Origin of the sequence: Rahnella sp. PAMC25559 (genome assembly GCF_050632365.1) — a bacterium.
In the GTDB taxonomy this organism is placed as follows: Bacteria; Pseudomonadota; Gammaproteobacteria; order Enterobacterales; family Enterobacteriaceae; genus Rahnella; species Rahnella rivi.
The window spans coordinates 3,323,788-3,350,215 of the sequence record NZ_CP192543.1; the positions used below are offsets into that span (position 1 = coordinate 3,323,788).

The following is a 26,428-nucleotide window of genomic DNA, read 5'->3' on the forward strand; positions in this document are numbered from 1 at the left end:
ATTCACGGGAATTTGAATAATTGCTGAATCGATTTTGTCGGTAAAATTACGTCAGGTTGTCTCTGTCGCTCAGCCTGCGGTTTTATCGCCGTTTTCACCGTCGATAAAACTCATCGACGCGGAGTTGACGCAATAACGCTCACCGGTCGGCTCCGGGCCGTCAGGGAAAACGTGCCCTAAATGCGCTTCGCAATTCGAACAGCGAATTTCCACCCGCTCCATACCGTGGGTATTGTCGGTCAGGTAAGTAATGGCGTCGTGTTCAACCGGCTGATAAAAACTTGGCCAGCCGCATCCGGAGTCATATTTGGTGTCGGAGTAGAACAGAGGCGCGTTGCAGACCAGGCAATGGTAGATGCCGTCGCGTTTATTGTGCAGCAGTTTACCCGTATACGGACGCTCCGTACCGTGTTCCTGCGTCACATAACGTTGAATTTCAGTAAGTTGTTCGAGTGAAGAAGATGATTTGGATTCATTGCTCATAATAATCGTTCTCTGACGAATAGAAAAATCAACTAAAATAACAGTTTATAATAACAAAAAATTAACAACAGGTCTGCCTGTTTTGTCCTAAACTGTAGGGCATCAGCGTTAGCCAGCTCCAACTTGTGATGGCGATCACAATCCTGCTCTTGTGACCCTTTATATTCAGTTTTTCGCCCCCATGTGGTTGTGAGCCGATTAAAAAAACGGAACGTGCAATAAGCGAACAACAGTAGGTCGTCGCTTTGACTTACAGCAATAATTGACACGATTCCGCTTGACGCTCAGCAAGGTTTTTGTAATTTTACAACCAACCTTTTATTCACTAAAAAAATAGCTGGTGGAATATATGACTATCAAAGTAGGTATCAACGGTTTTGGCCGTATCGGTCGCATTGTTTTCCGTGCTGCTCAGGAACGTTCTGACATCGAGATCGTAGCAATCAACGATCTGTTAGACGCAGAATACATGGCATACATGCTGAAGTACGACTCAACTCATGGTCGTTTCAACGGTACCGTAGAAGTGAAAGACGGTCACCTGGTTGTTAACGGCAAAACCATCCGTGTTACCGCTGAGCGTGACCCAGCTAACCTGAAATGGAATGAAGTGAACGTTGATGTTGTTGCTGAAGCAACTGGCCTGTTCCTGGACGACGCGACTGCACGTAAGCACATCACTGCTGGCGCTAAGAAAGTGGTTCTGACTGGTCCATCTAAAGATGACACCCCTATGTTCGTTATGGGCGTTAACCATAAAGAATACGCAGGTCAGGAAATCGTTTCTAACGCATCTTGCACCACTAACTGCCTGGCACCACTGGCTAAAGTGATCAACGACAACTTCGGTATCGTTGAAGCGCTGATGACCACTGTTCATGCAACTACCGCAACTCAGAAAACTGTCGATGGCCCGTCTCACAAAGACTGGCGCGGCGGCCGCGGCGCATCCCAGAACATCATCCCTTCTTCTACCGGTGCTGCTAAAGCAGTAGGTAAAGTTATCCCAGCTCTGAACGGCAAACTGACTGGTATGGCGTTCCGCGTTCCTACCCCTAACGTTTCCGTGGTTGACCTGACTGCACGTCTGGAAAAACCAGCGACCTACAAAGAAATCTGCGCAGTGATCAAAGCAGCTTCTGAAGCAGGCGATCTGAAAGGCGTTCTGGGTTACACCGAAGACGACGTTGTTTCTACCGACTTCAACGGCGAAAAACTGACTTCCGTATTTGATGCGAAAGCAGGTATCGCTCTGAACGACAACTTTGTGAAACTGGTTTCCTGGTACGACAACGAAACTGGCTACTCAAATAAAGTTCTGGATCTGATTTCTCACGTTTCCAAATAATTGGCAATGTTGATGAACTGATTGAAGGGCGACGCAAGTCGCCCTTTTGCTTTCTGTCAGATGCACTTTTTATCAGGCACATGAGTGCGATCAATCACAAAGCTTCCGTTCATCTGTAGTCTTGGTTCTTATCATCGTAATTATTTATCTACCCGATATAAAATCAACAGGACACCAGATAATGATCGAGCAACTCCTCTCCCTACCCGTTGTAAACCAAATCTCCACCACCATCAGCCAGCGTCAGATCGATGAACTCCCGGTTATCGTGGTTGCCCATCCGAAAGTTCATGCAGCCGTGGCCCTTCAGGGCGCACATCTGCTGGCATGGCAACCGGAAGGCGAAGAACCGGTGCTGTGGATGAGCAGCGCCAGCGCATTCAAAGAAGGCGTGGCAATACGTGGCGGCATTCCAATCTGCTGGCCGTGGTTCGGCCCTGCCGGTAAACCTTCCCATGGTTTCGCACGAAACATGCCGTGGACACTGACCGAACACCAGGAAACCCAACAGGGCGTGGTGTTGACGCTGACGCTGAAAAGCTGTGAAAAAACGCGCGAACTTTGGCCACATGATTTCACACTGACAGCCCGCTTCACGCTGGGCGAAACCTGCCACATTGAGCTTGAATCTACCGGTGATTTCGAGGCCAACAGTGCCCTGCACACCTATTTCAACATTGGCGATATCGCCGGTGTCAGCATTAAAGGTCTGGGCAACAGCTTCATCGATAAAGTTGACGGCGCAAAAGCCAGGCAGGAAGAAGGTGATTTGACCTTTACCGGCCAGACTGACCGCATTTACACCCAGCCGCAGGCGACCAGCGAAATCGTCGATCCTGTGCTAAAACGCACGCTGGTTATCGCACATGAAAACAACAGCGATGTGGTGGCATGGAATCCAGGCTCGGCGCTGTCTGTCAGCATGGCAGACATGCCCGATGATGGTTATAAAACCATGGTCTGCGTGGAAACTGCGCAAGTTTCCCATCCGCACGTTTCTACACATGCCGCTCCGGCGCGTCTGGCGGTAACGTTCTCCCTGCGCAAATAAACGGCTGGCGTTTGCATAGACATAACAAAGGGGCCATCTGGCCCCTTTTTGTCGTCTTAAGGTTGAAGTGATGATCTGGTGTCAGACCATATCCAGCGGCGTTTTATGGTTCGGTGCCGGGAATGCTGCGTCGATTCGCGCTATTTCATCTTCCGTCAGGCTGAGCGTCAGCGCCGCCGCATTATCTTTGACATGCTGAGGCTGAACTGCCTTTGGAATCGCGATCACGTTGCCCGTACGGGTGACCCACGCCAGCGCAACCTGCGAACTGCTGACGCCCCGCGCACTGGCGATATCCTGCATCACCGCTGACGTTAGCACGTCGTGACGCAATTTACCCGCCTGGGCCAGCGGGCAGTAAGCCATCACCGGTACGCTGTGCTCTTCACACCACGGCAGCAGATCAAATTCAATGCCACGGGCGGCGGCGTGATACAGCACCTGATTGGTCATGCACGCCTGACCACCGGGGATTTTCCACAGTGCCTGCATATCGTCAGTGTCGAGATTCGAGACGCCCCAGCGGCGGATTTTGCCGGATGCCTGCAATGTCTCCATCGCCGCCACCGTGTCATGTAACGGAATCGAACCACGCCAGTGCAACAGGTACAGGTCTATACACTCCGTTTTTAACCGCTTCAGGCTCTGTTCACAGGCGGCGATAGCTTTCGCGCCACCGGCATGGTGCGGGTACACTTTTGATACCAGAAACGCCGCATCACGACGCCCTGCAATGGCTTCACCGACCACCCTTTCCGCACCGCCGTCTGCGTACATTTCTGCGGTATCAATCAAGGTCATACCGGCGTCCAGCCCCTGCTGTAAAGCCCTTACTTCGGCGCGGAGATCGCTGTTTCGCTCCCCCATATACCAGGTACCTTGTCCGATTGCGGGAACTGTCGTGCCATCAGGGAATTGCACGGTTTTCGCTTTCATCTGTTTCCTCCGGTTGGGTCGTGGCTGAAAAGTTTATTCGATGGTTTTAAAGCTCACTGAACTCTAAATGTGCAAATGGGGCGAAAAGCCCCATTAATGTGCAAGATGTTCACCATCGCGGTGCATTGCATCAGAAGGTGTAAGTAACACCTGTCCAGATAATCGCAGAATATGACTTATCGACCATCGGGCTGTCTTTCACTTCATCCGCCAGACGAATATAGCGGCCGGTGAAGAATGCCTGCCACTCGCGGGTGAAGTTATAACGTGCAGAAAGCTCAGCGTACGGGCTGAAGCTGTCATCGGCGGAGTAGCTGCTCAGGCCGCTGCGACGTGACTCACCCTTGGTAACGCCATAGTAATAGTCATTCTGATTGCTGCTGTTGTACATCACACCAAAGCCCGGGATCAGCGCCCAGTTATCCTGGCGGATCGGGTACAGGTACGCCGCATCAGCCAGCAAACCGTTACTGTTATTCAATACATCGCCGTTGAAGGTAGCACGCAGCGTACCCCAGTCTTCGATATGTGAATACGCCAGACCCGCGTATAAGGTGCCGCGACGTTTGTTCAGATGTTTCATCTGATTGTCATCGCTGTCATCCGGGTCAAACCCGAAAGGTACATATGTGGTGGTCGCGCTGAACTTGTTCTTATCGTCTTTCCACAGGTAGTAACCCGCAGTCAGTGATTTGAAATAAAAATCATCCCCCTCGTAAGAGACAATTGGCACTGGCAAGACTTTATTGTCATAACCGCGATACGGGTTGACGTCGCCCAGCGCAGATGCGCCGAGTGACCAGGTGCCAGCCACGGCTGCATGGCTGCAAAGCACTGCCGCGCCCACGATGGACAGTGTTTTAAGGTTTGAAATTTTCATTGTCTTAATTCCATTAAGTAAAAAATCGTGGCTAGTGTAAATGAACGTTAAACATTGCGCTTAGCATTTACAGTTTTTCAGATTGTGCTGAGACAGCTTTACTCAGTAAAACAGAGGCGATCGCATAATTTATCTGCAAAATATGAAATAAAAATGACTAAAGAAAACACTTTCGGCCCTGAAGGCACGTCCTGTAAGGCTTTTCAGACGATTTGCAGGAACTGAGTCATTGATATGACTTAAAAAACGCCAGAAGCAGAGAGGAAATTTTTCTAATGCCAAACTACGCTTATAAATAGATGAAAGACTTAGCCTGAACCGGTTGCCCGCTCCACCGATTTAAGACAGTTTTTAGTCATTCGCAACTGTCTGCATCCAAGGGGTTCTGCAAGTTGGCATAAGGGTTGCTGTATTCAGGTGGGATCTTTCTTCCGGGAGCGATTGTGTAGATCCAGATTTACGCTCTCATTAACCTGTGCTTTACCCCAGTCACTGGAATGGCAGACGCGATCCCAGGAACGAAAGGTAAAATAACGAAGGACGGGCATCGTATGAACATATTTGACCATTATCGCCAGCGCTATGAGGCTGCCAAGGACGAAGAGTTCACACTGCAGGAATTTCTTACCATTGCTCGGCAAGATCGCAGTGCTTATGTCAATGCGGCGGAACGTCTGTTGATGGCAATCGGTGAACCAGTGATGGTAGATACCGCGCTTGAACCTCGCCTGTCGCGTTTATTCTCGAACCGTGTTGTTGCACGTTACCCTGCATTTGAAGAGTTTTACGGTATGGAAGAGGCCATCGAACAGATCGTCTCCTACCTGAAACATGCCGCGCAGGGCCTGGAAGAAAAGAAACAAATCCTCTATTTACTGGGCCCGGTGGGTGGCGGTAAATCCTCACTGGCCGAACGGCTGAAATCTCTGATGCAACGCGTACCGATTTATGTGCTGAGCGCCAACGGCGACCGCAGCCCGGTAAACGATCATCCGCTGTGTCTGTTTAATCCGCAAGAAGATGCGCACATTCTTGAAAAAGAATACAACATCCCTCCGCGTTATCTCGGCACCATCATGTCGCCGTGGGCCGCGAAACGTTTACACGAATTTGGCGGCGACATCACCAAATTCAAAGTCGTGAAAGTCTGGCCGTCGATCCTCGAACAAATCGCTATCGCGAAAACCGAGCCCGGCGATGAAAACAACCAGGACATCTCCGCGCTGGTCGGGAAAGTGGATATCCGTAAACTGGAAAACCACGCGCAAAACGATCCTGATGCCTACGGTTACTCCGGCGCGCTGTGCCGTGCTAACCAGGGTGTGATGGAATTCGTCGAGATGTTCAAAGCACCGATTAAAGTGCTGCACCCGTTACTGACGGCGACGCAGGAAGGTAACTATAACGGTACTGAAGGCATTTCCGCCCTGCCGTTCAACGGCATTATTCTGGCGCACTCCAACGAATCTGAGTGGGTGACGTTCCGTAACAACAAGAATAATGAAGCCTTCCTTGACCGTGTCTACATCGTGAAAGTCCCTTACTGCCTGCGCGTGTCCGAAGAGATGAAAATCTACGACAAACTGCTCAGCAACAGTGAGCTTTCTCATGCACCGTGCGCGCCGGGAACCCTGGAAACACTGGCCCGCTTCTCGATTCTTTCCCGCCTGAAAACGCCGGAAAACTCCAGCAGCTATTCCAAAATGCGGGTATACGACGGTGAAAGCCTGAAAGATACCGACCCGAAAGCCAAGTCTTATCAGGAATACCGCGATTATGCGGGCGTGGACGAAGGCATGAACGGGCTGTCCACGCGTTTCGCGTTTAAAATCCTCTCCCGCGTGTTCAACTTTGACCATGTGGAAGTGGCGGCCAACCCGGTGCATCTGTTCTACGTGCTGGAACAGCAAATCGAGCGCGAACAGTTCCCGCAGGACGTTGCTGAAAAATATCTGGAGCACCTGAAAGGTTATCTGATCCCGAAATACGCCGAGTTTATCGGCAAAGAGATCCAGACCGCTTATCTGGAATCCTACTCCGAATATGGACAAAACATTTTCGACCGTTATGTCACATACGCTGACTTCTGGATCCAGGATCAGGAGTATCGCGACCCGGATACCGGACAACTGTTTGACCGTGAATCGCTGAATGCCGAGCTGGAAAAAATCGAAAAACCAGCCGGGATCAGTAATCCAAAAGATTTCCGTAATGAGATTGTCAACTTCGTGCTGCGTGCCCGTGCCAATAACAGCGGCCGTAACCCGAACTGGACCAGTTACGAAAAACTGCGCACGGTCATCGAGAAAAAAATGTTCTCCAATACCGAGGAGTTACTGCCGGTTATTTCGTTCAATGCCAAAACGTCGACCGATGAACAGAAGAAACATGATGATTTTGTCGACAGAATGATGGAGAAAGGATATACACGCAAACAGGTTCGCCTGCTGTGTGAATGGTATCTGCGCGTGAGAAAATCCTCGTAACAGGGGATCGTTGGCAACGCCGTTTGGGGGAAATATGACGTATTTTATTGACCGTCGGCTTAATGGCAAAAATAAAAGCGCGGTTAACCGCCAGCGCTTTTTGCGCCGCTATAAGTCGCAAATCAAACAGTCGATTGCCGAGGCCATTAACAAGCGTTCGGTTACCGACGTCGACAGCGGGGAGTCAGTGTCGATCCCCAATGCGGATATCAATGAACCCATGTTCCATCAGGGCCGCGGTGGCTTACGCCACCGTGTTCACCCCGGCAATGACCACTTTGTGCAGAATGACCGCATCGAGCGACCGCAAGGGGGCGGTGGCGGCGGCAGTGGTCAGGGCGATGCCAGCCAGGACGGTGAAGGCGAGGATGAATTCTCCTTCCAGATTTCCAAAGACGAATATCTCGATCTGTTATTTGAAGATCTGGCGCTGCCTAATTTGAAAAAAAATCAGCATAAACAGCTGAATGAGTATAAAACCCATCGCTCCGGTTATACCTCTAACGGTGTGCCGGCCAACATCAGCGTGGTGCGTTCTTTGCAAAACTCGCTGGCGCGCCGAACGGCGATGACGGCCGGTAAAAAACGGGAGCTGCGTGAACTGGAATCGACGCTTTCTGAGGTTGAAATCAGCGAACCGGCACAGTTACTGGAAGAGGAACGGCTGCGCAAAGAGATAGCTGAGCTGCGGGCGAAAATCGCTAAAACGCCGTTTATCGATACCTTTGATTTACGTTATCGCAACTATGAGCGTCGCGCCGAACCTTCAAGCCAGGCGGTGATGTTCTGTCTGATGGATGTCTCGGGTTCTATGGATCAGGCGACCAAAGACATGGCCAAACGTTTTTACATTCTGCTCTATCTGTTCCTGAGCCGGACGTATAAAAACGTCGATGTGGTCTATATCCGTCACCATACACAGGCAAAAGAAGTGGATGAACAGGAGTTCTTCTACTCGCAGGAAACCGGCGGCACCATCGTGTCGAGCGCACTGAAGCTGATGGATGAAGTCATTCAGGAACGTTACGACCCGGCGCAGTGGAACATTTACGCCGCGCAGGCCTCCGATGGCGACAACTGGGCTGACGACTCCCCTCTGTGCCACCAGCTTCTGGCGCAGAAGATCCTGCCCATGGTGCGTTATTACAGTTATATCGAAATCACCCGCCGCGCCCATCAGACGCTGTGGCGTGAATACGAAGTGTTGCAGCAGAAATTCGGTAATTTCGCGATGCAGCATATCCGTGAACAGGAAGATATTTATCCGGTCTTCAGGGAGCTTTTCCATAAACAAACTGAAAACGGATAACCGAACCCGTCAATGTCAAAAGCCGGCACAGATGCCGGCTTTTTTGTTGTTCATGACAGTGTCATTTCGCTCATCCCCCTTTCAGGAAGTTAATCGCCAGTAGCAGCGGATCCTCCTGCTCACCGTTCATCTGCGGGGCTTCTTCTCTGGCGCGGGCAAGCCATAACGCCACCCGTGCCCGGCTGATTTCCTCCCCATTCGATGCAAACATCAGGCAGCACTCGCCTACCATTCTGCATGCTTCCTCAAATGCCAAATTTGAATTTTTCAGGCTGTGCTCCCGTTAATCTGCAAGACAATATGATGAGGTAGTTATCGGCAGATTTTCAGAAGAGTTTGTTTTTTTACCGAACTTTTACGTAATTTATTATTAACGGCGGAAAACGTCGAGCAGTGTGGAAAGGAATGAACAGAGGTTTAACGCCCGTCACAAGCAAAAAAAAACCAGAAGATTGCTCCTCTGGCTTTTTAAATTCTTCTTCCCGGCGGGAAAATTACATGCCGTACACCAGGTTCACAGAAGTGACGGTGTCGGTTTTATCCGGCGCACTGGCGGGTGGTTTGGTGTTGTACGTCACGTCGTAAGCCACTTTCAAAGAGAAGTGGCTGTTGATGGCAACGGTCAGCGCGGTTTCGGAGTTCAGCGTGGTTTCATCGTTCGCTAATACTGAAACGCCCTGAGTGAACTTCGCGGTATCGCTGATCTGATAACCGTAAGTGCCTGAGCCGTAAGCCAGCGCACGGGTGGAATTGCCGCCTGCCTGGAATTCATCATGACGCACACCCGGACCTGCTTCCAGATTCAGCGTGTGGACCGGACCGCTCCAGATCTGACGACCGTAACCGACGGTGGCCACATCGCGCGCGCGATAACCGTTGTAGCGGTCACTCAGCCAGCTTGCCTGACCAAACAGGTAGTTAGCGTTGTCCATATTGTAACGGGTACGCGCACCGGCCTGATATTTCTCGGATGAACGGACACCGGAAGAGGAGGTGTTACGTGCAGAACCCCACAAGCTGTAAGCGGTGTTGGTATCAAACCAGGTCATGGTGGTATCGGCATTCAGCGTGGAGTTGCTGGTGTTACCGGTTTGTGCACTGTAACCCGCCTGAACATTCCCTACGAACGGCTTCTTCGCCTGAGCGGGATCATCTAACGCAGTGAAAATAGTAGTGTCTGCAAGGCTTGAGATACTGAACAGCGCTGCACCGCAGACTACGGCACACGCTGGTAAACGACGTACAACCCGAAAAAACATTTTGCTTCCCCAATAAGACTTAAGGCAAATAACGATATTGAACTACACGATTTATGCCATTAATTAGGATCCGTTAATCAAGCCTGGCAACTCCGTTTCGATGGCACATACATACAACTATTTTTACCGCAACAAATATAACGTACTCAGCCCGCGAGATCTTAATAAAGCGACCTTTTTAGACAGTTCCTAACCACTTATATTTTTTGCATAACTTCCTGCCATAAAAAAACGCAATCATTACACTTTCCCGCCTTGATTTTTCGTTTCAGGGCGTGAACGTCATGACTGCATCCTGAGGCGAAGAAGCGGCGCCCGGCAGCGTACAGATTTGCGCCGAACGATCTGCTGAATCTTGTCCTTTTGAGCGATGCGGGGTAGGTTTATCCTGATAACGTCTTATTTTTTGCCTCGGGTTCCTCGAAGGCAGCCTTCAGGAGGAGTGGTCAATGGCTTTACAACAAGAGATTATTCAGGCTCTGCACGTTAAACCGCAAATCGATGCCGCGCAGGAAGTGCGTGTCAGCGTCGATTTTCTCAAAAATTATCTGCTGGCCCATCCATTTATTAAATCACTGGTACTGGGCATCAGCGGCGGGCAGGATTCTACTCTCACCGGCAAACTTTGCCAAACGGCAATTAGCGAATTACGTGCGGAAACTGCCGACGACAGTTATCAGTTCATTGCCGTGCGCTTGCCTTATGGCGTGCAGGCCGATGAATCCGACTGTCAGGATGCCATTACCTTTATCCAGCCGGATCAGGTCCTGACCGTCAATATCAAGAACGCCGTGTTAGCCAGTGAAGCGACGTTGCGCGAAATCGGTATCGAACTCAGCGATTTCATCAAGGGTAACGAAAAAGCCCGCGAACGCATGAAAGCGCAGTACAGCATTGCGGGCATGAAGAAAGGCGTGGTGGTCGGCACCGATCACGCGGCAGAAGCCGTGACCGGTTTCTTCACCAAATACGGCGATGGCGGCACCGACATCAACCCGATTTTCCGTCTGAACAAGCGTCAGGGGAAAGCGTTGCTTCGGGAAATGGGCTGTCCGGCGCACCTTTATACCAAAGCGCCAACGGCGGATTTAGAAGAAGACCGCCCTGCCTTGCCGGATGAAGTGGCGCTCGGCGTGACTTACGAACTGATCGACGATTATCTGGAAGGGAAAAAGATCGACGACTCTTCGGCGAAAATCATCGAAGGCTGGTATCTGCGCACTGAGCACAAACGCCAGCCGCCGGTCACCGTGTTCGACGATTTCTGGAAGAAATAAACACGCGGTAAATCCCGCGTCAGCACGGACAGGCTCTGCGTGTCCGTGCTTTTTCCCGCCCCGCTCTACTCCCGCACCGCCCTGATTGTCACAAGTTGCTTTTCATTCATTAACTAAATCATTACCCTTATCGTCCTTTCGGATGACTGACAGTGATGTTTTCAATGCAAAAATTCCTTTTCCTGTTGCTGAGCATGGTATTGCTTGGCCCGCTCGGTATTGATTTATACCTGCCCGCCATCCCGGCAATTGCCGTGGGTTTAGACAGCTCAGAGGCAGTGATTCAGTCCTCCATTTCCTTATTCATTCTGGTCATGGGGCTGGGGCAACTGGTTGCAGGGCCGCTGGTGGATAAATTCGGTCGTCGCCCGATCGCGATTATCGGCGTGCTGGTCTATCTGGCGGGGGCAATTGTCGCCGCCACGTCCGTGGCGCCGTGGATGTTCCTGCTCTCGCGCGTGGTTCAGGGGCTGGCGGTCTGCTGTACCTCGGTGGTGATTTTCAGCGGCGTGCGTGACCGCATGAGCGGCAACGATGCCGCCCGCGCTTACGGTTTTCTCAACGGCACGCTGAATATTATCCCGGCACTCGCCCCGCTGATAGGTGGCCTGATTGCCCAGTTTTACGGCTGGCGTGCGCCCTTCTGGGCGCTCAGTGGCTATACGATCGCCATCCTGCTGCTGGTCATTTTCAAACTGCCGGAAACCCGCCCTGCGGATACGCTCACCAACCGCGGTCTGCCGTTCCGCCAGTACGCACGCATTTTATCGGATCCGCGTTTCATCACTTTTGCGCTGGTCAATGCCGGAGCCATGGGCATGGCGCTGACCTACGTCTCGCTGGCACCGACGGTACTGATGAACGTTGCCGGGCTGTCTCCGCTGGAGTTCTCCATCGTCTTTGGCGCAAACGGCTTCTGGATTATGGCGGTGAGCTTTGTGGCTAACCGCATTATCCGCAAGGTGGGACGTCCGGTGTGTCTGAAAACGGGGGGCATACTGATGTTCGCCGGTTGTTTAGGGCTGATTGCAGGGATCACGCTGGTTCCGCCGGCTGAGCAAACCGCCACCTGGTTATACATGTTGCCGGTTGCCAGCGCCTGTGCCGGACTGGCATTCCTGATGGGCCCGGCGACCAGCTACGCGCTCGAACCTTACTCCAGCGAGGCAGGTGTCGCCTCAGCGCTGGTAGGTTCGGTACAGATGGCCGGTGGCGCGATACTTGGGTTTATTGCGATGGCACTGCCGTTGCAGCCGAAGCTGAGCGTGGCGCTGGTCATGCTGGCGGGAGGATGTCTGGCGATGCTGGCGCGTCGCGCCAGCAAAAAATCAACGGGCAATCTGACCCGTCTGGAACGTTAATAAGGCTGTTTATTCGACAGTCGTCACCGGTACGCGGGGGGCCAGCGCGGTCAGCAGCTCATAACCCAGCGTACCGGCCGCCGTTGCCACCTCATCCACCGGAAGATGATTCCCCCACAGCTCGACCGGTGCGCCAATCTGCGCCTGCGGGCATGGCGTTAAATCCACCGCCAGCATATCCATTGATACCGTCCCGACCGTGCTGGTGCGCACGCCGTCCACCCAGACTGGCGTACCGGAAGGCGCATGGCGCGGGTAGCCATCGGCATAACCGCAGGCGACCACGCCGATACGCTGAGCCTGCGCCGCCGTATACCGCGCGCCATAGCCCACGCGATCGCCACTGTTCAGCGTCTGAATGCCGATAAGCTCGCTGCGCAGCGTCATAACAGGGCGCAGACCGGTACCGGCGATGTCCTGCCACTGCCCGCTCGGCGATGCGCCATACAGCACAATGCCCGGCCTCACCCAGTCGTAATGGGTCTGCGGATGCCACAGCGTCGCGGCAGAGTTCGCCAGACAACGCAGCCCGCCGATCCCTGCGCCAGCCCGGGCGATGACCTGCATTTGCGCGTCCACGCCTTGGGCGCTGTCGGCGGTGGCGAAGTGGCTCATCAGCGTGATGTCCCCCACCTGGCCGAGTGCCCGCAGCTTTTTCCACATCGCAGGAATACGCTCAGGGGCAAAACCCAGCCGGTTCATGCCGCTGTTCACTTTCAGATAGACGTTCACCGGGTGACTGACTTGCGCCTGCGCCAGCGCGGCAATCTGCCATTCACTGTGAACCGACGTGGTCAGGCGATACTGGTCGAGGGTGGCGATATCTGCCGCGCTGAAAAACCCTTCGAGCAACAGGATCGGGCCTTCCCAGCCTGATTCACGCAGTAAAATCGCTTCTTTAAAATCGAGTAAGGCGAAGCCGTCCGCGCCGGATAAACTTTTCCAGATACGTTCGATGCCGTGACCGTAGCCGTTGGCTTTCACCACGGCCCAGATTTTACTGTCCGGCGCGAAACCCCGGATGACATTGACGTTATGTGTGAGCGCAGAGAGAGAGATAGTGGCAGAAATCGGGCGAGGCATACCAGCTCCGGTAGTGATCAAAGTAACGCCGGTGCAGCACAGCGGCTGCACCGGCGGAAATGCGCAGCGGGATCAGCCCACCGGATGCATTTTATGCGGTCCCGCCGGGCGGGCAATAAAGTCCGGGCTGTAACGCTCAACGGATAAATCATCAGAGGGGATAGCCGGCGTCACGCCGGACATAATGTCTGACAGCAACTGGCCGGAGCCGCAGGCCATGGTCCAGCCCAGCGTACCGTGACCGGTATTCAGGAACAGATTTTTGATGCAGGTGCGTCCGACAATCGGCGTGCCGTCCGGCGTCATCGGCCTCAGACCGGTCCAGAAAGTGGCCTGTTCGACATTGCCTCCGTTCGGGTATAAATCTTTCACCACCATTTCCAGTGTTTCGCGGCGCGCCTGCGCCAGCTTCAGGTTGAAGCCGACGATCTCCGCCATGCCGCCCACGCGGATACGGTCGTCAAAACGGGTGATAGCAATTTTGTAGGTTTCATCCAGCACGGTGGAAACTGGTGCAGAAGCGGGATCGGTAATCGGGATCGTCAGTGAATAGCCTTTCAGCGGATACACCGGGATCGACACCAGATCGGCCAGCAGCGCGGTGGAATAGGAACCGAACGCCACAACATAAGCATCCGCTTTAACGATGTCATTGCCGCATTGCACGCCGGTAATTTCGCCGTTTTCCACATGCAGCTTATCCACCGTGCGGTTAAATTCAAACACCACGCCGGCCTGACGCGCCATCTCCGCCAGCCTGCGGGTAAACATCTGGCAGTCGCCGGTTTCATCGTTTGGCAAACGTAACCCGCCGGTCAGCTTGTGCGCCACCTGTACCAGCGCGGGTTCTGCGCTCGCCAGCTGTGCGGACTCCAGCAACTGATACGGCACGCCCGCATCTTCCAGCACGGCGATATCTTTCGCGGCGCTTTCAAACTGCTGCGCGGTACGAAACAGTTGTAATGTGCCGCCCTGACGCCCTTCATACTGAATGCCGGTATCTTCGCGCAGCGCTTTCATGCAATCGCGGCTGTACTCTGCCAGCCGGACCATGCGGCCTTTATTGGTCTGATAATGGTTCATGTCGCAGTTGCGCAGCATCTGCCACATCCATTTGAGCTGGAACTGCGTGCCGTCGAGGCGGATCGCCAGCGGCGCGTGTTTCTGAAACATCCATTTCACCGCCTTGACCGGAACGCCGGGAGCCGCCCAGGGTGCCGCGTAGCCCGGTGAGATCTGCCCCGCATTGCCCGCGCTGGTTTCTTCTGCCGGGCCGGACTGACGATCGATAACCGTCACCTGATGACCCGCTTTTGCCAGATACCATGCACTGGCGACACCGACCACACCACTGCCTAAAATCACTACACGCATATCGACTCCACTCAACGCCCAAACAAAGCATAATATTCTGATGACAGGAAATTAACCTGACTGTTAAAAATCGCCAACACAGGCGTTCATAACCGTGAGTTGTTTCACAATTATTTATCGTTCATACCAGCAAATTTATCAATAGGCGGAAATAAATAACGATATCACGCAACATTTATGCTGCGCAGAGAGAAACTTATGGTTTTATGAAAGCAATGACAGCATTGCTGTCATTGAGTTTTAAGGCCATCAGCCCGGCTTTCATAACGGGCATTTATTCTTGTATACAAGCCATTTATCAGAACAAACCACTACAAAGAAGTCGCGCAGTGATATTCCCTCATTTATTGCGCAGATTGCAGGGCAGACGCCTGTGGCGTTTATCACCCCGCTAAAATTTGCTGCAGATCATTTTTCCGGCCACGGGCGAAAAAATCTCCTACACTTCGATCGGTTCATGTCGAGCAACTTTTCATCCAGCCTGAGGGGACGATGTGTGAATAATTCAAACTTTCTGACACTTAAAGATGGTACGCAGTTGTTTTACAAAGACTGGGGAAGCGGGCAGCCGGTGGTGTTCAGCCACGGTTGGCCCCTGACCTCAGACGCCTTCGAAGATCAGATGCTGTTTCTGGCCAACAATGGATATCGCGTGATTGCAGCAGACCGCCGCGGGCATGGCCGCTCCTCGCAGTCGTGGGACGGCAACACCATGGATCAATACGGCGATGATATGGCCGAGTTAACCGCGCACCTGGATCTGAAAGATGCGGTGCACGTCGGGCACTCTACCGGCGGCGGTGAAGTCGCCCGCTACATTGGCCGTCACGGCACCTCGCGCGTGGCAAAAGCGGTGCTGATCGCAGCAGTGCCGCCGATCATGATCAAAACGGATTTTAACCCTGACGGTTTACCCCTTTCCGTTTTTGACGGCATCCGCGACGGTGTGCAGAAAGACCGCTCTCAGTTCTTCCGCGATCTGCCCGACGCATTTTATGGTTTCAACCGTCCTGGTGCCGTTGTGTCCGAAGGGCTGCGCGAAAGTTTCTGGCTTCAGGGAATGCAGGGGTCCATCAAATCCCTGTATGACTGTGTGAAAGCGTTTTCGGAAACCGACCAGCGCGAAGATCTGAAAAAGATGACCATCCCGACGCTGGTCATTTACGGCGACGACGATCAAATCGTGCCGCCGGTGTCCTCCAGCGAAGCCGCGCTGAAACTTCTGCCAGACGGCAAAAGTAAAGTCTATGCGGGCGCATCGCATGGCCTGTGCAGCACGCACAAAGAGGAAATCAATCAGGATCTGCTGGCGTTTATCCGCAGTTAACCCCCCCGCCGCCCCTGAACGCCACCCCCGCCCTGCCCGCAGGGCGTTTTTTTATCCGGCAACCCGCACGTTGACAGCGCGCAGACCGGGGGATATAGAATGGCAGAGGAATGGATTTCTGGTGTTTATCAGGCAGCAAAATCAGATTGAGCTACGATTATTAATGGACGTGCGAAATCTTAAGAAAAGGTTGTGAATCAAACACTCTGTAGCGTCCATAACTGAATGAGGGTGCGGCTTATGACGACAGTGACCCAAAAGAAAAATACTGAGGACAAACGTCTTAGCGATGGACCGGACTGGACGTTTGATTTGTTGCAAACCTATCTCGCTGAGATTGATCGGGTAGCGAAGTCTTACCGGCTGGACACCTATCCCCATCAAATCGAAATCATCACCTCCGAACAGATGATGGATGCCTACTCCAGCATCGGCATGCCCATCAACTACACACACTGGTCGTTCGGCAAAAAATTCATCGAAACCGAGCAACTCTACAAACACGGCCAGCAAGGTCTGGCGTATGAGATTGTCATCAATTCCAATCCCTGCATCGCCTATCTGATGGAAGAAAATACCATTACGATGCAGGCGTTGGTGATGGCTCATGCCTGCTACGGGCATAACTCTTTCTTTAAAAATAACTACCTGTTTAAAAGCTGGACCGACGCCAGTTCCATCGTCGATTATCTGCTGTTCGCCAAACGCTACATCAGTGAGTGTGAGGAGCGTTACGGTACTGATGAAGTGGAGCGGTTGCTCGATTCCTGCCACGCGCTGATGAATTATGGCGTTGACCGCTATAAACGTCCGCAAAAAATCTCGCTGCAGGAAGAGCTGGCGCGACAAAAAAGCCGCGAGGAATATCTGCAAAGCCAGGTGAATACGCTGTGGAAAACCCTTCCGCGCAAAGACGCCATCGATGCACCGGAACAGGCGCGCCGTTTCCCTTCCGAACCGCAGGAAAACCTGCTGTATTTCATGGAAAAAAATGCCCCGTTGCTGGAGCCGTGGCAGCGCGAGATTTTACGCATCGTGCGCAAAATCAGTCAGTATTTCTATCCGCAGAAACAGACTCAGGTGATGAATGAAGGCTGGGCGACTTTCTGGCATTACACCATCCTCAATCATCTGTATGACGAGGGGAAAGTCTCTGACCGTTTCATCCTGGAATTCCTGCACAGCCACACCAACGTGGTATACCAGCCGCCTTATAACAGCCCGTATTACAGCGGGATCAACCCTTATGCGCTGGGCTTTGCGATGTTCCAGGACATCAAGCGCATCTGTCAGGAACCGACCGAAGAAGATCATTACTGGTTCCCGGACATTGCCGGATCGGACTGGCTGACCACGCTGCATTTCGCGATGCGTGATTTTAAAGATGAGAGTTTCATCAGTCAGTTCCTGTCGCCGAAAGTGATGCGTGATTTCCGCCTGTTTACCGTGCTCGATGACGATCACAATAACTATCTGGAAATCGCGGCGATCCACAATGAAGAAGGCTACCGCGCTATCCGTCAGGAGTTATCAGCGCAATATAATCTGAGCAATCATGAACCTAACATTCAGGTGTGGAACGTCGATTTGCGCGGGGACCGTTCGCTGACGCTGCGTTATATCCCGCAGGATCGTGCGCCGCTGGATAAAAGCCGCCGCGAAGTGATGAAGCACGTTCATCGTCTCTGGGGCTTCGATGTGTTTATCGAGCAACTCAACGCCGACGGCAGCGTCGAACTGCTGGAGCGTTGCCCGCCGCGCCCTGCACCGCTCTGACGGGCGAACATCTGCGATGAAAAGAGTCTGTTCAGGCATTAAAAAAGGGCGCTAAGCGCCCTTTTCTCATTTTACTGTTCAGACCTGACGGACTGAGTTTTTACTTCTTTTGATCGGTAAGATCACCCGGCATGGTGCCTTGCATACTGTGCCAGATTTCACCGCTCTGACGGCCATAATTGCGGACGCAATCCACAATCTGCTCGTAACTTTTTTCGTGGCAGATGTCTGACAATTTCTTGTAGAACGCGATAGCCAGTTTACGGGCTTCAGGATTGGAGAAGTAATAACGCCCGACGCGCGTGTACAAACCGCGCAATCCGTTGATGATCAGACCGTAAATCGGATTGCCGGACGCAAACGCCAGGCCGCGGAAAATGTCGTAATCCAGCACGGTAAAGGCTTCGGCCTGATCTTCAACCACCTCGGCCGTAGCCAGCACTTTCTGCGTCTCTTCCGGGTTAGTGCGCATCGCTTTGCGGATGAAAATTGTCGCGATATTGGTACGCACGGAAAGAAGATTGTCGATCAGCTGCGGAACACTGTCGTGATCCAGACGCGCCAGCGTTTCAAGAATATTCAGGCCGGAGGTTTCCCAGAAGTTGTTCACTTTCGTCGGCTTACCGTGCTGAATGGTCAGCCAGCCGTCGCGGGAAAGACGCTGTAACACTTCACGTAAGGTCGTTCGGGTTACCCCAATGAGTTCTGAAAGTTCTCTTTCAGCCGGTAAGATTGAACCGGGCGGGAACCGACTATTCCAGATGCTTTCGATGATATACTCTTCGGCAAAACCGGCAGGACTTTGTGCCTTAATAACCATGTGTTTGTCGTTCCGTTTGGGGCATTTATTGGGGGTAAAGTTGAGCTCATCATACCAGATGAAAATCCCCGGTTATAGGCCGCAGTGACAGGCAATGTGGAAACTGTGCAGGGGTTGGCATAAATTTAAATTTTTGAATCACTTATTGCCGCTGTCTGCCCCGTCATTGCTAAATTAATTATGATGCTATTTGATTAACCATTTGAAATATAAATGATAATAACAGGAGCCTTTGGGGAAATATGGAAACCACCTTCACGCGCGCGTTTATAAAAAACTTTCTGGGCCAGTCTCCCGGTTGGTACAAAATCACTATTTTGGTCTTTCTGATTGTCAATCCGCTGGTTTTCTTCCTGGTCAGCCCCTTTCTGGCGGGCTGGTTACTGGTGGTGGAATTTATTTTCACGCTGGGCATGGCGCTGAAATGTTACCCGTTACAGCCCGGCGGTTTACTGGCTATTGAAGCGGTGATGATCGGCATGACCAGCGCAGAGCGCATCCGTGAGGAGATCTCTGCCAATCTGGAAGTGATCCTGCTGCTGATTTTCATGGTGGCCGGGATCTACTTCATGAAGCAACTGCTGCTGTACGTCTTCACCAAGCTGCTGTTGAACCTGCGCAATAAAATCGCGCTTTCCCTGGCGTTTTGTTTTGTCGCAGCGTTTCTTTCCGCCTTCCTGGATGCGCTGACGGTGATCGCCGTGGTGATCAGCGTGTCGGTCGGGTTCTATTCCATTTACCACAACGTTGCCTCGAACCAGCCTGAAGACGCCGGGATCAGCGACGACAGCGCCTTTACCGGGAACACGCAGCGTCAGGCAATCCTTGAGCAGTTCCGCGCCTTTCTGCGCAGCCTGATGATGCATGCCGGTGTCGGCACCGCGCTCGGCGGCGTCATGACCATGGTGGGGGAACCGCAAAACCTGATCATCGCCAAAAGCGCAGGCTGGCAGTTTGCCGACTTCCTGATCAGGATGTCGCCGGTCAGCGTACCGGTGTTTATCTGCGGGTTTATTGTCTGCGCGCTGGTCGAGCGTTTCCGCTGGTTTGGTTATGGCGCGCAACTGCCGCAGCCGGTCTTTGAAGTCCTGAAAAAGTTCGACCAGAAAAACAGCGAAAACATGACAAAACAGGAGCAAATCAGGCTGGCCGTGCAGGCGCTGATCGGCGTCTGGCTGATTGCCGCGCTGGCATTTCATCTTGCTGAAGTCGGCCTGATCGGGCTTTCGGTGATCATCTTCGCCACCGCGTTCTGCGGCGTGACCGATGAACATGCCATCGGTAAAGCCTTCCAGGAATCGCTGCCGTTTACCGCCTTGCTGACCGTCTTCTTTGCCGTGGTCGCCGTGATCATCGAGCAGCACCTCTTCAGCCCGATCATTCATTTCGTTCTTCAGGCTGCCCCGTCGAACCAGCTGTCATTGTTCTATCTCTTTAATGGCCTGCTGTCGTCGGTGTCGGATAACGTGTTCGTCGGCACGGTTTACATTAACGAAGCCAAAGCTGCGCTGGAAAGCGGCGCTGTCAGCCTGCAACAGTTCGAGCTGCTGGCGGTGGCGATCAACACCGGCACCAATCTGCCGTCGGTGGCGACGCCTAACGGCCAGGCGGCATTTTTGTTCCTGCTGACGTCTGCGCTTGCGCCACTGATCCGTCTCTCTTACGGAAGAATGGTGTGGATGGCGCTGCCTTATACGGTGGTGATGACGCTGGTCGGCCTGCTGTGCGTGCAGTACCTGCTGCCGGGAATGACGGAGTGGTACACGCAGATGGGGTGGATTTCGCTGGCCTGATAGCGCAGGTGCAAGACCCGGTAATTTCTGATGCGTATGCCGTGGAGGAAATTACCGAAATTAAAAGTCGAATTCTCCGAATTCACGCAATTATTTACCTAATTTTCATGCAGACAGGCTGGCAGCGGGAAGCAATTGGTTTACACTGCGTCTCAGTAGCTAACTGCAGGGAAAAAATTTCTATGTTGCAATATCTTAACCGCTGCTCACAGGGACGCGGTGCCTGGCTTCTGATGGCACTGACCGCGCTGATCCTTGAGCTGGTTGCGCTCTATTTCCAACACGTCATGTTGCTTCAACCATGCGTGATGTGTATTTACGAGCGTTGTGCTTTGCTGGGTATTCTCGGTGCCGGTCTGGTGGGTGCCATCGCGCCTGCTACCTGGTTGCGTTACGCCGGTATTCTGATTTGGTTATACAGTGCTTACGAAGGGATCCGCCTGTCATGGGAACACACCATGATCCAGCTGCACCCCTCTCCGTTTGCCACCTGTGATTTCGCCGCGCGCTTCCCGACCTGGCTGCCTCTGGACAAATGGTTCCCTGGCATGTTCGTTGCCACCGGTGACTGTGCAGAAAAGCAGTGGGAATTCCTGACACTTGGCATGCCACAGTGGCTGGTCGTGGTGTTCAGCGTATTTATGATTATCGGTGTGCTGGTGCTGCTGGCTCAGTTTGTGAAGCCGAAACGCCGCGATTTGTTTGGCCGTTAATCTGCAAATACCGTTCTGAATTAAGCGCCTGCGGGCGCTTTTTTTCGTCTGAGCAACCATAAACCGGTGCACACCTGCCATGCGGTGATGGTGTAAACCGACAGGCGTTCAATCATGCCGGTTGGCAGTACGTTCAGCGAAATCGTCATCATGCTGATGAGGCCAATGCAGCCGGACAGCAGACTCAGCGCCGAAAATATCTTCCACCCTGAAATACCGCGCTTCATCCACCCAGCGCTAAGCAGGCAGACATTTCCGCCAGCGATCGCCAGCACGGCGCCCGTCTGATGCAGCGTCACGCCGCCGGTACCACCGCCGCTGTGAAAGAGTGCGATGAGCACGCCGCCCAGGCCGTGCAGCAGCCCGAAAAACAGAAACAGCGCCTGCCCCTTTTCATGAAACACTGCCTTTAACAGCCAGCAGGCGATGAAAAATAAAATGCCTTCCAGCGCAAATCCGCTGTTCATCAGGCCATGAAGCGGGGAGCAAATGTCGCGTCCGTCCGCCGTCATACCGCACGATGCGATCCCCAAATCACTGATGTAATTCTGACGATAAGAATAGTCAGGTGCGCGCCACGCCAGCGCACTGATTTTCTCCGCCACGACATACTGCAATCCGCCCAGCGCCAGGCAGAGCGCCCCGCCTTTTTGCCACCCTGTGAGTGTCTGCATCCGCACCTTCTTTCTGACCTGATGCTGTGATTCTAGCGTAAGTTCAGGCAGTTGCCCGCGGAGCAAAAAAAAGCGTCCAGTTAGCGCTCAGTTTTCCTGAACGCTAACGGACGCCTTTTTGATAACTTTGATCAGCCTTCCGTGGGGTGAACCCTGTGGAATAAATAATGCAGCTTCTATGCCAACTCACTGTAAATTCACAAACACCTGATTTGTCAGTGCTTTGACTACAAGCTGCAAGATCACAGCTTTACTTCTTGCACACTTTATCGACATTTAATCAACAAATTCCCTGCTGATGTGCAGCGTTGATAAAAAGTGCAACGTCGGTGATACCTGTATTACTGTCAAAATTACTCTTTCGTAATCGAATCGAGATACAACTGGCTACCCGCCACATTCTGGCTTGCGCCCTTCACGTTATCGCGGATTGCCACCAGCAATTTACTCTGTAGCGCCACAACAAACGGTGAACTGCGTTGCAACTCGCGCTGTAAATCTGCATAGAGCGCTTTACGTTTGGTCGGGTCGGACTCTGCCGCTGCCGCACGCGTCTGTTTACTGATTTCCGGGATCACCCACTGAATGCGCTGCGCCAGGGTTTTTGGCCCGTTGGGCACGTTATAAGCGAAGGTGCTGGCGTTGGTGTTCGGATCGAGATAATCCGCGCCCCAGTAGGTGAAGATTGACTGGAATTTATGCGCCCGCATGCGGGTCAGCACATCGCTTTCCACCAGCGGATGCACCACAAGATTGATATCGGCTTTGGCAAAACTGGCCTGCAACGCCTGAGCAATATCGGAATACGGTGGCTGATTAATGACGATCAAATCGATTTTAGTCCCCGGCGCAATTCCGCCCTTACTGAGAATCGCTTTGGCTTTTGCCACGTCATATTTAAACGGCTGATCGTCAATCGCCCCCGCCAGACCGTCCGGCAGGAAGGTCTGATGAATGCCGTATTGCCCTTTCAGCAGTTCGGTTGAAATCCCCTGATAATCCACCAGCCAGCGGGCCGCTTCCCACAGTGCCGGATTCGCCAGCGCCGGTTGGGTGGTGTCACCGACATTAAACGCCAGATAGAACACCTTCGCCGCCGGGAACTGCGCCACGTGCACGCCCTTCTCGTTTTGCAGCGAGCTGAACTGATCCGCACCTAAATCATAGGCCACATCGGCGTCGCCATTGACCACCAGCAGACGACGGGTGGACGGATCGCCCACGTTTTTAAACAGTACGTTCTCAAGCCTTGCCAGCGGTTTCGCGTTCGGATTACGTTTAAAGATCAGCGCTTCGTGCGGCACATAGTTACGCACTACATAGGCGCCGCTGCCCGCCGAACGGGAGCGCAGCCAGCTGTTACCGAAATCGTCTTTATCGGTGTGTTCTTTCAGCAATTTGCTGTCGACGATCCCCGCCACCGGTGCAGAGAGAATACTCAGCACCAGACCGCTGCCGATATCCGCAGGCCAGGTCAGCTGCACTTTATCGTCAGCCAGCTTTTTCAGATTGCCGTCAACATTTTCCGGCGTCCATCCCAGCTCTCCGAGAATAAACGACGGGCTTTTATTGAGTTTAACGACGCGGGTAAACGAATAGATCACATCATCGGCGGTGACCGGATTGCCGCTGGAAAATTTCAGTCCCGGCTTGAGGGTAAAAATCAGGCTACGCCCGTCCGCCCCCGCCTGCCAGCTGGCGGCGATATCGGGATCGAGCTGGTCAGGATGCTGGCGGTCAGACACAACCAGTTGCTGATACAGGTTAACCAGATTGCCGGAGCTGACGGTTTCAAAACTTTCCGCCGGATCCAGACTGATGATCCCTTCCAGCGACCCCGCCACCACCAGCGTATTGGCTGGCGTCGCCGCATCCACACGGGTTACCGCCATCATGAGTAAAAATAACAGGGAAGGCACTCGTACTTTCATTAAGGTCGATCTCCACAGATGAAAAGACATTTTTTTCGAGTGTAGACGGGCAACCTCAGAGCAAGAACCATCAAAAAAAGCTTTGTTATTTAATAAATTAGATTTAGCTCAAAACATATCCCTTGGCCATATGCACCGCACGATCACACATATGATCGATCACGTCGGCATCATGGCTGACCAGCAACATGGTCAGATCCCCTGCGGATTTTAAATCGTTGAGCAGGTTGAGGATTTCTGCCTGCACCGACATATCCAGGGCGGAGGTCGGTTCATCAAGCAGCAGCAGTTTCGGTTTGAGCAATAAAGCGCGCACAATCGCAACGCGCTGACGCTGTCCGCCAGAAAGCTGATGCGGGTAACGTTTCATCAGCGCCGGATCCAGCCCGACCTGCCGGAAACCTTCGGCAATTTTTTGCTCAATGTCCTGCTCTTTGATGATTTTCAGTGGCTCTGCCAGCGTGCGCAGCAGTTTATGTTTCGGATGCAGCGAGGCATACGGATCCTGAAAGACCATCTGCACGTCGCGCCGCAGGCTGCCGGTGAACGGTTTGCCGGGTTTGACCTGCTGCCCGAGCAGCGTCAGGCTGCCGTCCCACTGGCCGTTCAGACCCGCCAGCACCCACAGCAGCGATGATTTACCGCAACCGGACGGCCCCACCAGACCGAAGCATTCGCCTTTGTTGATGGTCAGATTCACGTTATGCACCACGGTGCGCACTTCATGCCCCATACGGTGGGAAACGCTTAACTGTTGCAGTTCAGCGATAGCTTCACTCATGGCGAGGCTCCTTTTTCAGCGACGCCAGAAGCTCGCGATCCAATACCGGCAGACGTTCGCCGTGAGTAAACTTACTCGGACGACACGACCAGAGCGTCTGCGTGTAGGGATGCGTGGCGTGCGCCAGCTGGTCCGCCGCAAGTTCGTCCAGCAGTTCGCCTTTGTACATCACCAGCACGCGCTCACAGTAGTGCGCCACCTGTTGTAAATCATGGCTGATCAGAATCAGCCCCATGTTGCGTTGCTCGACCAAACGCTCGATAAGCCCCAGCACCTGTTCACGCATATCAAAATCCAGCGCCGACGTCGGTTCATCAGCGATCAGCCATTGCGGATCGTTGATCAGCGCAATCGCCAGCATCACACGCTGCCCCATGCCGCCGGAAAGCTGATGCGGATATTGCTGTTGCAGAAATGCCGGATTCGGCAGGCCGACGGCGCTGAGCATCTCCGTCACTTTTTCCTGGCGCTCTTTGCGCCCGAGACGGGTATGCAGGCGCAGCGGTTCTTCCACCTGCTTGCCGATTTTTTGCGTCGGGTTCAGCGCATGTTTGGGATCCTGCATCACCATCGAGACGCGGTTACCGCGCAAACGGCTCCACTCGCGCTCTTTCAGCGTGGTCAAGTCGTTATCGCCCAGCGTCAGCTGCGTTGCGCGCATCTGACAAGGGTGTGGCAGCAAGCCCATCAGCGCGCGGGCGGTGAGGGATTTACCGGAACCGGATTCCCCGACCAGCGCCACACGCTCCTGCCCGACGTTCAGGGAGAGCGATTTCACCAGCTCTACCGGACGTTCGCCCGGCAACCATATGGTCATATCCCTGGCAATCAGCCGGTCGTTTTGCAGCGTTTTGGCATGATTGTGTTTTTGATGAAGAGAGAGCGCATCAGTTGCCATGTCGTGGATCCATTTTGTCACGCAGGCCATCGCCCAGCAGGTTGAAAGCCAGGCTGGCAAACAGAATTGCCCCGCCCGGTGCAGCGGCGACCCACCACTGATCGAAAATCACTTTACTGCCCTCAGCCACCATCGAGCCCCATTCGGCGGTCGGTGGCTGAATCCCCATGCCGAGGAAACCCAGACCGGCAGACGCCAAAATGATGCCGCCCAGGCTGAGTGCCGCACGCACTACCGCGCTAGGCAGACACAACGGCAGAATATGGCCGAACATCAGACGGAAACCGCCAATGCCCTGCATACGCGCGGCAGCCAGATAATCACTGCGGCGCAGCGCCAGCGTTTCCGCCCGCGCCTGACGTGCAAACGGCGGCCAGCTGGTAAATGCCAGCGCCAGCGCACCGTTCATCAGGCCGGGGCCGAGGATGGCGACCAGCGCCAGCGCCATCACCAGACTCGGCAGTGACATCACGATATCGGTCAGGCGCATCACAATGCGCTCAAACCAGCCACCGATGTAACCGGCACTGATGCCGATCAGCAGACCGACCGGAATGGTCAGCAGCAGGATCAGCGAAACCAGCAGCAGTGTCGGACGCGCGCCGTACACCACGCGCGAAAGCAGGTCTCGGCCAAAACCGTCAGTGCCCAGCCAGTGGGCGTGCGAAGGCGGCAGCAGGCGCAGTTCGATGTGCTGAATATTCGGGTCAAAGGGTGCAAGCCAGGGGGCCAGCAGCGCGGTCAACACCAGAATCACCACCAGCACCGTGCCGATGGAAAGTGTGGTAATGCGCCGCGCAGGTTTCCAGACGGGCGTGTCGGCCTCGGCCTCAACCTGCGTCGGTTGTTCGGGGATCATTTGTGTCAT

General features: G+C 53.5%; 23 protein-coding genes. 10 read left to right on the forward strand and 13 right to left on the reverse strand.

Translation table 11 applies throughout. From position 1 onward, the window contains the following. Nucleotides 1-69 precede the first annotated feature (69 nt). Entirely contained in the window at nucleotides 70-483 is a 414-nt protein-coding gene (gene msrB / locus ACQZQY_RS16515) for a peptide-methionine (R)-S-oxide reductase MsrB (RefSeq protein ID WP_056770316.1), read from the reverse strand. A gap of 349 nt (nucleotides 484-832) precedes the next feature. Between msrB and gapA the strand changes: the two genes are divergently transcribed. Both gapA and ACQZQY_RS16525 read left to right on the forward strand, forming a co-directional pair. Next, nucleotides 833-1,831: a glyceraldehyde-3-phosphate dehydrogenase gene (gene gapA / locus ACQZQY_RS16520; RefSeq protein WP_056770313.1), complete on the forward strand. Its 999-nt coding sequence runs from the start codon at nucleotides 833-835 to the stop codon at nucleotides 1,829-1,831. Between the two features lie 181 nt (nucleotides 1,832-2,012). Then, nucleotides 2,013-2,882, forward strand: coding sequence for a D-hexose-6-phosphate mutarotase (locus ACQZQY_RS16525; RefSeq protein ID WP_431296033.1), 870 nt, complete (start codon nucleotides 2,013-2,015; stop codon nucleotides 2,880-2,882). A gap of 81 nt (nucleotides 2,883-2,963) precedes the next feature. Here ACQZQY_RS16525 and ACQZQY_RS16530 read toward each other — a convergent pair whose 3' ends face one another. Together ACQZQY_RS16530 and ACQZQY_RS16535 are read right to left on the reverse strand one after the other, a co-directional pair. Then, on the reverse strand, nucleotides 2,964-3,818 hold the full coding sequence (locus tag ACQZQY_RS16530; RefSeq protein WP_431296034.1) for an aldo/keto reductase: 855 nt from the start codon (nucleotides 3,816-3,818) through the stop codon (nucleotides 2,964-2,966). A gap of 130 nt (nucleotides 3,819-3,948) precedes the next feature. Continuing rightward, nucleotides 3,949-4,698 carry a MipA/OmpV family protein gene (locus ACQZQY_RS16535; RefSeq protein ID WP_056770306.1) on the reverse strand — a complete coding sequence of 250 codons (750 nt, stop codon included), beginning with the start codon at nucleotides 4,696-4,698 and terminating at the stop codon, nucleotides 3,949-3,951. Nucleotides 4,699-5,249: 551 nt separating this feature from the next. On the opposite strand from ACQZQY_RS16535, the gene yeaG reads away from it, so the two are divergent. Together yeaG and ACQZQY_RS16545 are read left to right on the forward strand one after the other, a co-directional pair. Then, nucleotides 5,250-7,184 (forward strand): protein kinase YeaG, encoded by a 1,935-nt coding sequence (gene yeaG / locus ACQZQY_RS16540; RefSeq protein ID WP_056770303.1) that lies wholly within the window; start codon nucleotides 5,250-5,252, stop codon nucleotides 7,182-7,184. Between the two features lie 34 nt (nucleotides 7,185-7,218). Further along, nucleotides 7,219-8,493, forward strand: coding sequence for a YeaH/YhbH family protein (locus ACQZQY_RS16545; protein WP_056770300.1), 1,275 nt, complete (start codon nucleotides 7,219-7,221; stop codon nucleotides 8,491-8,493). A 70-nt stretch (nucleotides 8,494-8,563) separates the two neighbouring features. On the opposite strand, the gene ACQZQY_RS16550 is transcribed toward ACQZQY_RS16545, so the two are convergent. Then, nucleotides 8,564-8,725, reverse strand: a complete 162-nt coding sequence (locus ACQZQY_RS16550; protein ID WP_122095209.1) for a hypothetical protein — start codon at nucleotides 8,723-8,725, stop codon at nucleotides 8,564-8,566. Nucleotides 8,726-8,987: 262 nt separating this feature from the next. Beyond that, complete coding sequence (locus tag ACQZQY_RS16555) at nucleotides 8,988-9,752, reverse strand: DUF481 domain-containing protein (protein ID WP_056770295.1); 765 nt, start codon at nucleotides 9,750-9,752, stop codon at nucleotides 8,988-8,990. Between the two features lie 449 nt (nucleotides 9,753-10,201). On the opposite strand from ACQZQY_RS16555, the gene nadE reads away from it, so the two are divergent. Both nadE and ACQZQY_RS16565 read left to right on the forward strand, forming a co-directional pair. Then, nucleotides 10,202-11,029, forward strand: a complete 828-nt coding sequence (nadE, locus tag ACQZQY_RS16560; RefSeq protein WP_122095207.1) for an ammonia-dependent NAD(+) synthetase — start codon at nucleotides 10,202-10,204, stop codon at nucleotides 11,027-11,029. Between the two features lie 164 nt (nucleotides 11,030-11,193). After that, nucleotides 11,194-12,390, forward strand: coding sequence for a multidrug effflux MFS transporter (locus ACQZQY_RS16565; RefSeq protein WP_136376708.1), 1,197 nt, complete (start codon nucleotides 11,194-11,196; stop codon nucleotides 12,388-12,390). A gap of 9 nt (nucleotides 12,391-12,399) precedes the next feature. Here ACQZQY_RS16565 and dadX read toward each other — a convergent pair whose 3' ends face one another. Further along, nucleotides 12,400-13,473, reverse strand: a complete 1,074-nt coding sequence (dadX, locus tag ACQZQY_RS16570) for a catabolic alanine racemase DadX (protein ID WP_431296035.1) — start codon at nucleotides 13,471-13,473, stop codon at nucleotides 12,400-12,402. Between the two features lie 72 nt (nucleotides 13,474-13,545). Then, nucleotides 13,546-14,847 carry a D-amino acid dehydrogenase gene (locus ACQZQY_RS16575; protein WP_431296036.1) on the reverse strand — a complete coding sequence of 434 codons (1,302 nt, stop codon included), beginning with the start codon at nucleotides 14,845-14,847 and terminating at the stop codon, nucleotides 13,546-13,548. A gap of 457 nt (nucleotides 14,848-15,304) precedes the next feature. Here ACQZQY_RS16575 and ACQZQY_RS16580 point away from each other — a divergent pair, with 457 nt between their 5' ends. Beyond that, on the forward strand, nucleotides 15,305-16,174 hold the full coding sequence (locus ACQZQY_RS16580) for an alpha/beta fold hydrolase (RefSeq protein ID WP_431296037.1): 870 nt from the start codon (nucleotides 15,305-15,307) through the stop codon (nucleotides 16,172-16,174). A gap of 240 nt (nucleotides 16,175-16,414) precedes the next feature. Next, complete coding sequence (locus ACQZQY_RS16585) at nucleotides 16,415-17,950, forward strand: SpoVR family protein (protein ID WP_421671493.1); 1,536 nt, start codon at nucleotides 16,415-16,417, stop codon at nucleotides 17,948-17,950. Nucleotides 17,951-18,050: 100 nt separating this feature from the next. On the opposite strand, the gene fadR is transcribed toward ACQZQY_RS16585, so the two are convergent. Then, nucleotides 18,051-18,770 (reverse strand): fatty acid metabolism transcriptional regulator FadR, encoded by a 720-nt coding sequence (fadR, locus tag ACQZQY_RS16590; protein WP_056770278.1) that lies wholly within the window; start codon nucleotides 18,768-18,770, stop codon nucleotides 18,051-18,053. A 242-nt stretch (nucleotides 18,771-19,012) separates the two neighbouring features. On the opposite strand from fadR, the gene nhaB reads away from it, so the two are divergent. Both nhaB and dsbB read left to right on the forward strand, forming a co-directional pair. After that, nucleotides 19,013-20,563 (forward strand): Na(+)/H(+) antiporter NhaB, encoded by a 1,551-nt coding sequence (nhaB, locus tag ACQZQY_RS16595; protein ID WP_431296038.1) that lies wholly within the window; start codon nucleotides 19,013-19,015, stop codon nucleotides 20,561-20,563. Nucleotides 20,564-20,745: 182 nt separating this feature from the next. Continuing rightward, complete coding sequence (dsbB, locus tag ACQZQY_RS16600) at nucleotides 20,746-21,276, forward strand: disulfide bond formation protein DsbB (RefSeq protein ID WP_136376655.1); 531 nt, start codon at nucleotides 20,746-20,748, stop codon at nucleotides 21,274-21,276. Nucleotides 21,277-21,296: 20 nt separating this feature from the next. Here dsbB and ACQZQY_RS16605 read toward each other — a convergent pair whose 3' ends face one another. From ACQZQY_RS16605 to ACQZQY_RS16625, 5 genes are all read right to left on the reverse strand, one after another. After that, nucleotides 21,297-21,950: a DUF998 domain-containing protein gene (locus ACQZQY_RS16605; protein ID WP_431296039.1), complete on the reverse strand. Its 654-nt coding sequence runs from the start codon at nucleotides 21,948-21,950 to the stop codon at nucleotides 21,297-21,299. Nucleotides 21,951-22,303: 353 nt separating this feature from the next. Further along, nucleotides 22,304-23,881, reverse strand: a complete 1,578-nt coding sequence (locus ACQZQY_RS16610; RefSeq protein WP_431296040.1) for an ABC transporter substrate-binding protein — start codon at nucleotides 23,879-23,881, stop codon at nucleotides 22,304-22,306. Nucleotides 23,882-23,984: 103 nt separating this feature from the next. Next, entirely contained in the window at nucleotides 23,985-24,662 is a 678-nt protein-coding gene (locus tag ACQZQY_RS16615; RefSeq protein ID WP_056770263.1) for an ABC transporter ATP-binding protein, read from the reverse strand. Beyond that, nucleotides 24,655-25,560, reverse strand: coding sequence for an ABC transporter ATP-binding protein (locus ACQZQY_RS16620; protein WP_371414284.1), 906 nt, complete (start codon nucleotides 25,558-25,560; stop codon nucleotides 24,655-24,657). Before ACQZQY_RS16620 ends, ACQZQY_RS16615 begins: the two co-directional genes overlap by 8 nt. Next, nucleotides 25,550-26,428, reverse strand: a complete 879-nt coding sequence (locus tag ACQZQY_RS16625; RefSeq protein ID WP_082465677.1) for an ABC transporter permease — start codon at nucleotides 26,426-26,428, stop codon at nucleotides 25,550-25,552. Before ACQZQY_RS16625 ends, ACQZQY_RS16620 begins: the two co-directional genes overlap by 11 nt.

What these genes read in the sequence shown, in the direction of transcription:
- msrB (WP_056770316.1), bottom strand. Translation starts at nt 483, where the DNA reads ATGAGCAATGAATCCAAATCATCTTCTTCACTCGAACAACTTACTGAA.
- gapA (WP_056770313.1), top strand. Translation starts at nt 833, where the DNA reads ATGACTATCAAAGTAGGTATCAACGGTTTTGGCCGTATCGGTCGCATT.
- ACQZQY_RS16525 (WP_431296033.1), top strand. Translation starts at nt 2,013, where the DNA reads ATGATCGAGCAACTCCTCTCCCTACCCGTTGTAAACCAAATCTCCACC.
- ACQZQY_RS16530 (WP_431296034.1), bottom strand. Translation starts at nt 3,818, where the DNA reads ATGAAAGCGAAAACCGTGCAATTCCCTGATGGCACGACAGTTCCCGCA.
- ACQZQY_RS16535 (WP_056770306.1), bottom strand. Translation starts at nt 4,698, where the DNA reads ATGAAAATTTCAAACCTTAAAACACTGTCCATCGTGGGCGCGGCAGTG.
- yeaG (WP_056770303.1), top strand. Translation starts at nt 5,250, where the DNA reads ATGAACATATTTGACCATTATCGCCAGCGCTATGAGGCTGCCAAGGAC.
- ACQZQY_RS16545 (WP_056770300.1), top strand. Translation starts at nt 7,219, where the DNA reads ATGACGTATTTTATTGACCGTCGGCTTAATGGCAAAAATAAAAGCGCG.
- ACQZQY_RS16550 (WP_122095209.1), bottom strand. Translation starts at nt 8,725, where the DNA reads ATGGTAGGCGAGTGCTGCCTGATGTTTGCATCGAATGGGGAGGAAATC.
- ACQZQY_RS16555 (WP_056770295.1), bottom strand. Translation starts at nt 9,752, where the DNA reads ATGTTTTTTCGGGTTGTACGTCGTTTACCAGCGTGTGCCGTAGTCTGC.
- nadE (WP_122095207.1), top strand. Translation starts at nt 10,202, where the DNA reads ATGGCTTTACAACAAGAGATTATTCAGGCTCTGCACGTTAAACCGCAA.
- ACQZQY_RS16565 (WP_136376708.1), top strand. Translation starts at nt 11,194, where the DNA reads ATGCAAAAATTCCTTTTCCTGTTGCTGAGCATGGTATTGCTTGGCCCG.
- dadX (WP_431296035.1), bottom strand. Translation starts at nt 13,473, where the DNA reads ATGCCTCGCCCGATTTCTGCCACTATCTCTCTCTCTGCGCTCACACAT.
- ACQZQY_RS16575 (WP_431296036.1), bottom strand. Translation starts at nt 14,847, where the DNA reads ATGCGTGTAGTGATTTTAGGCAGTGGTGTGGTCGGTGTCGCCAGTGCA.
- ACQZQY_RS16580 (WP_431296037.1), top strand. Translation starts at nt 15,305, where the DNA reads ATGTCGAGCAACTTTTCATCCAGCCTGAGGGGACGATGTGTGAATAAT.
- ACQZQY_RS16585 (WP_421671493.1), top strand. Translation starts at nt 16,415, where the DNA reads ATGACGACAGTGACCCAAAAGAAAAATACTGAGGACAAACGTCTTAGC.
- fadR (WP_056770278.1), bottom strand. Translation starts at nt 18,770, where the DNA reads ATGGTTATTAAGGCACAAAGTCCTGCCGGTTTTGCCGAAGAGTATATC.
- nhaB (WP_431296038.1), top strand. Translation starts at nt 19,013, where the DNA reads ATGGAAACCACCTTCACGCGCGCGTTTATAAAAAACTTTCTGGGCCAG.
- dsbB (WP_136376655.1), top strand. Translation starts at nt 20,746, where the DNA reads ATGTTGCAATATCTTAACCGCTGCTCACAGGGACGCGGTGCCTGGCTT.
- ACQZQY_RS16605 (WP_431296039.1), bottom strand. Translation starts at nt 21,950, where the DNA reads ATGCAGACACTCACAGGGTGGCAAAAAGGCGGGGCGCTCTGCCTGGCG.
- ACQZQY_RS16610 (WP_431296040.1), bottom strand. Translation starts at nt 23,881, where the DNA reads ATGAAAGTACGAGTGCCTTCCCTGTTATTTTTACTCATGATGGCGGTA.
- ACQZQY_RS16615 (WP_056770263.1), bottom strand. Translation starts at nt 24,662, where the DNA reads ATGAGTGAAGCTATCGCTGAACTGCAACAGTTAAGCGTTTCCCACCGT.
- ACQZQY_RS16620 (WP_371414284.1), bottom strand. Translation starts at nt 25,560, where the DNA reads ATGGCAACTGATGCGCTCTCTCTTCATCAAAAACACAATCATGCCAAA.
- ACQZQY_RS16625 (WP_082465677.1), bottom strand. Translation starts at nt 26,428, where the DNA reads ATGACACAAATGATCCCCGAACAACCGACGCAGGTTGAGGCCGAGGCC.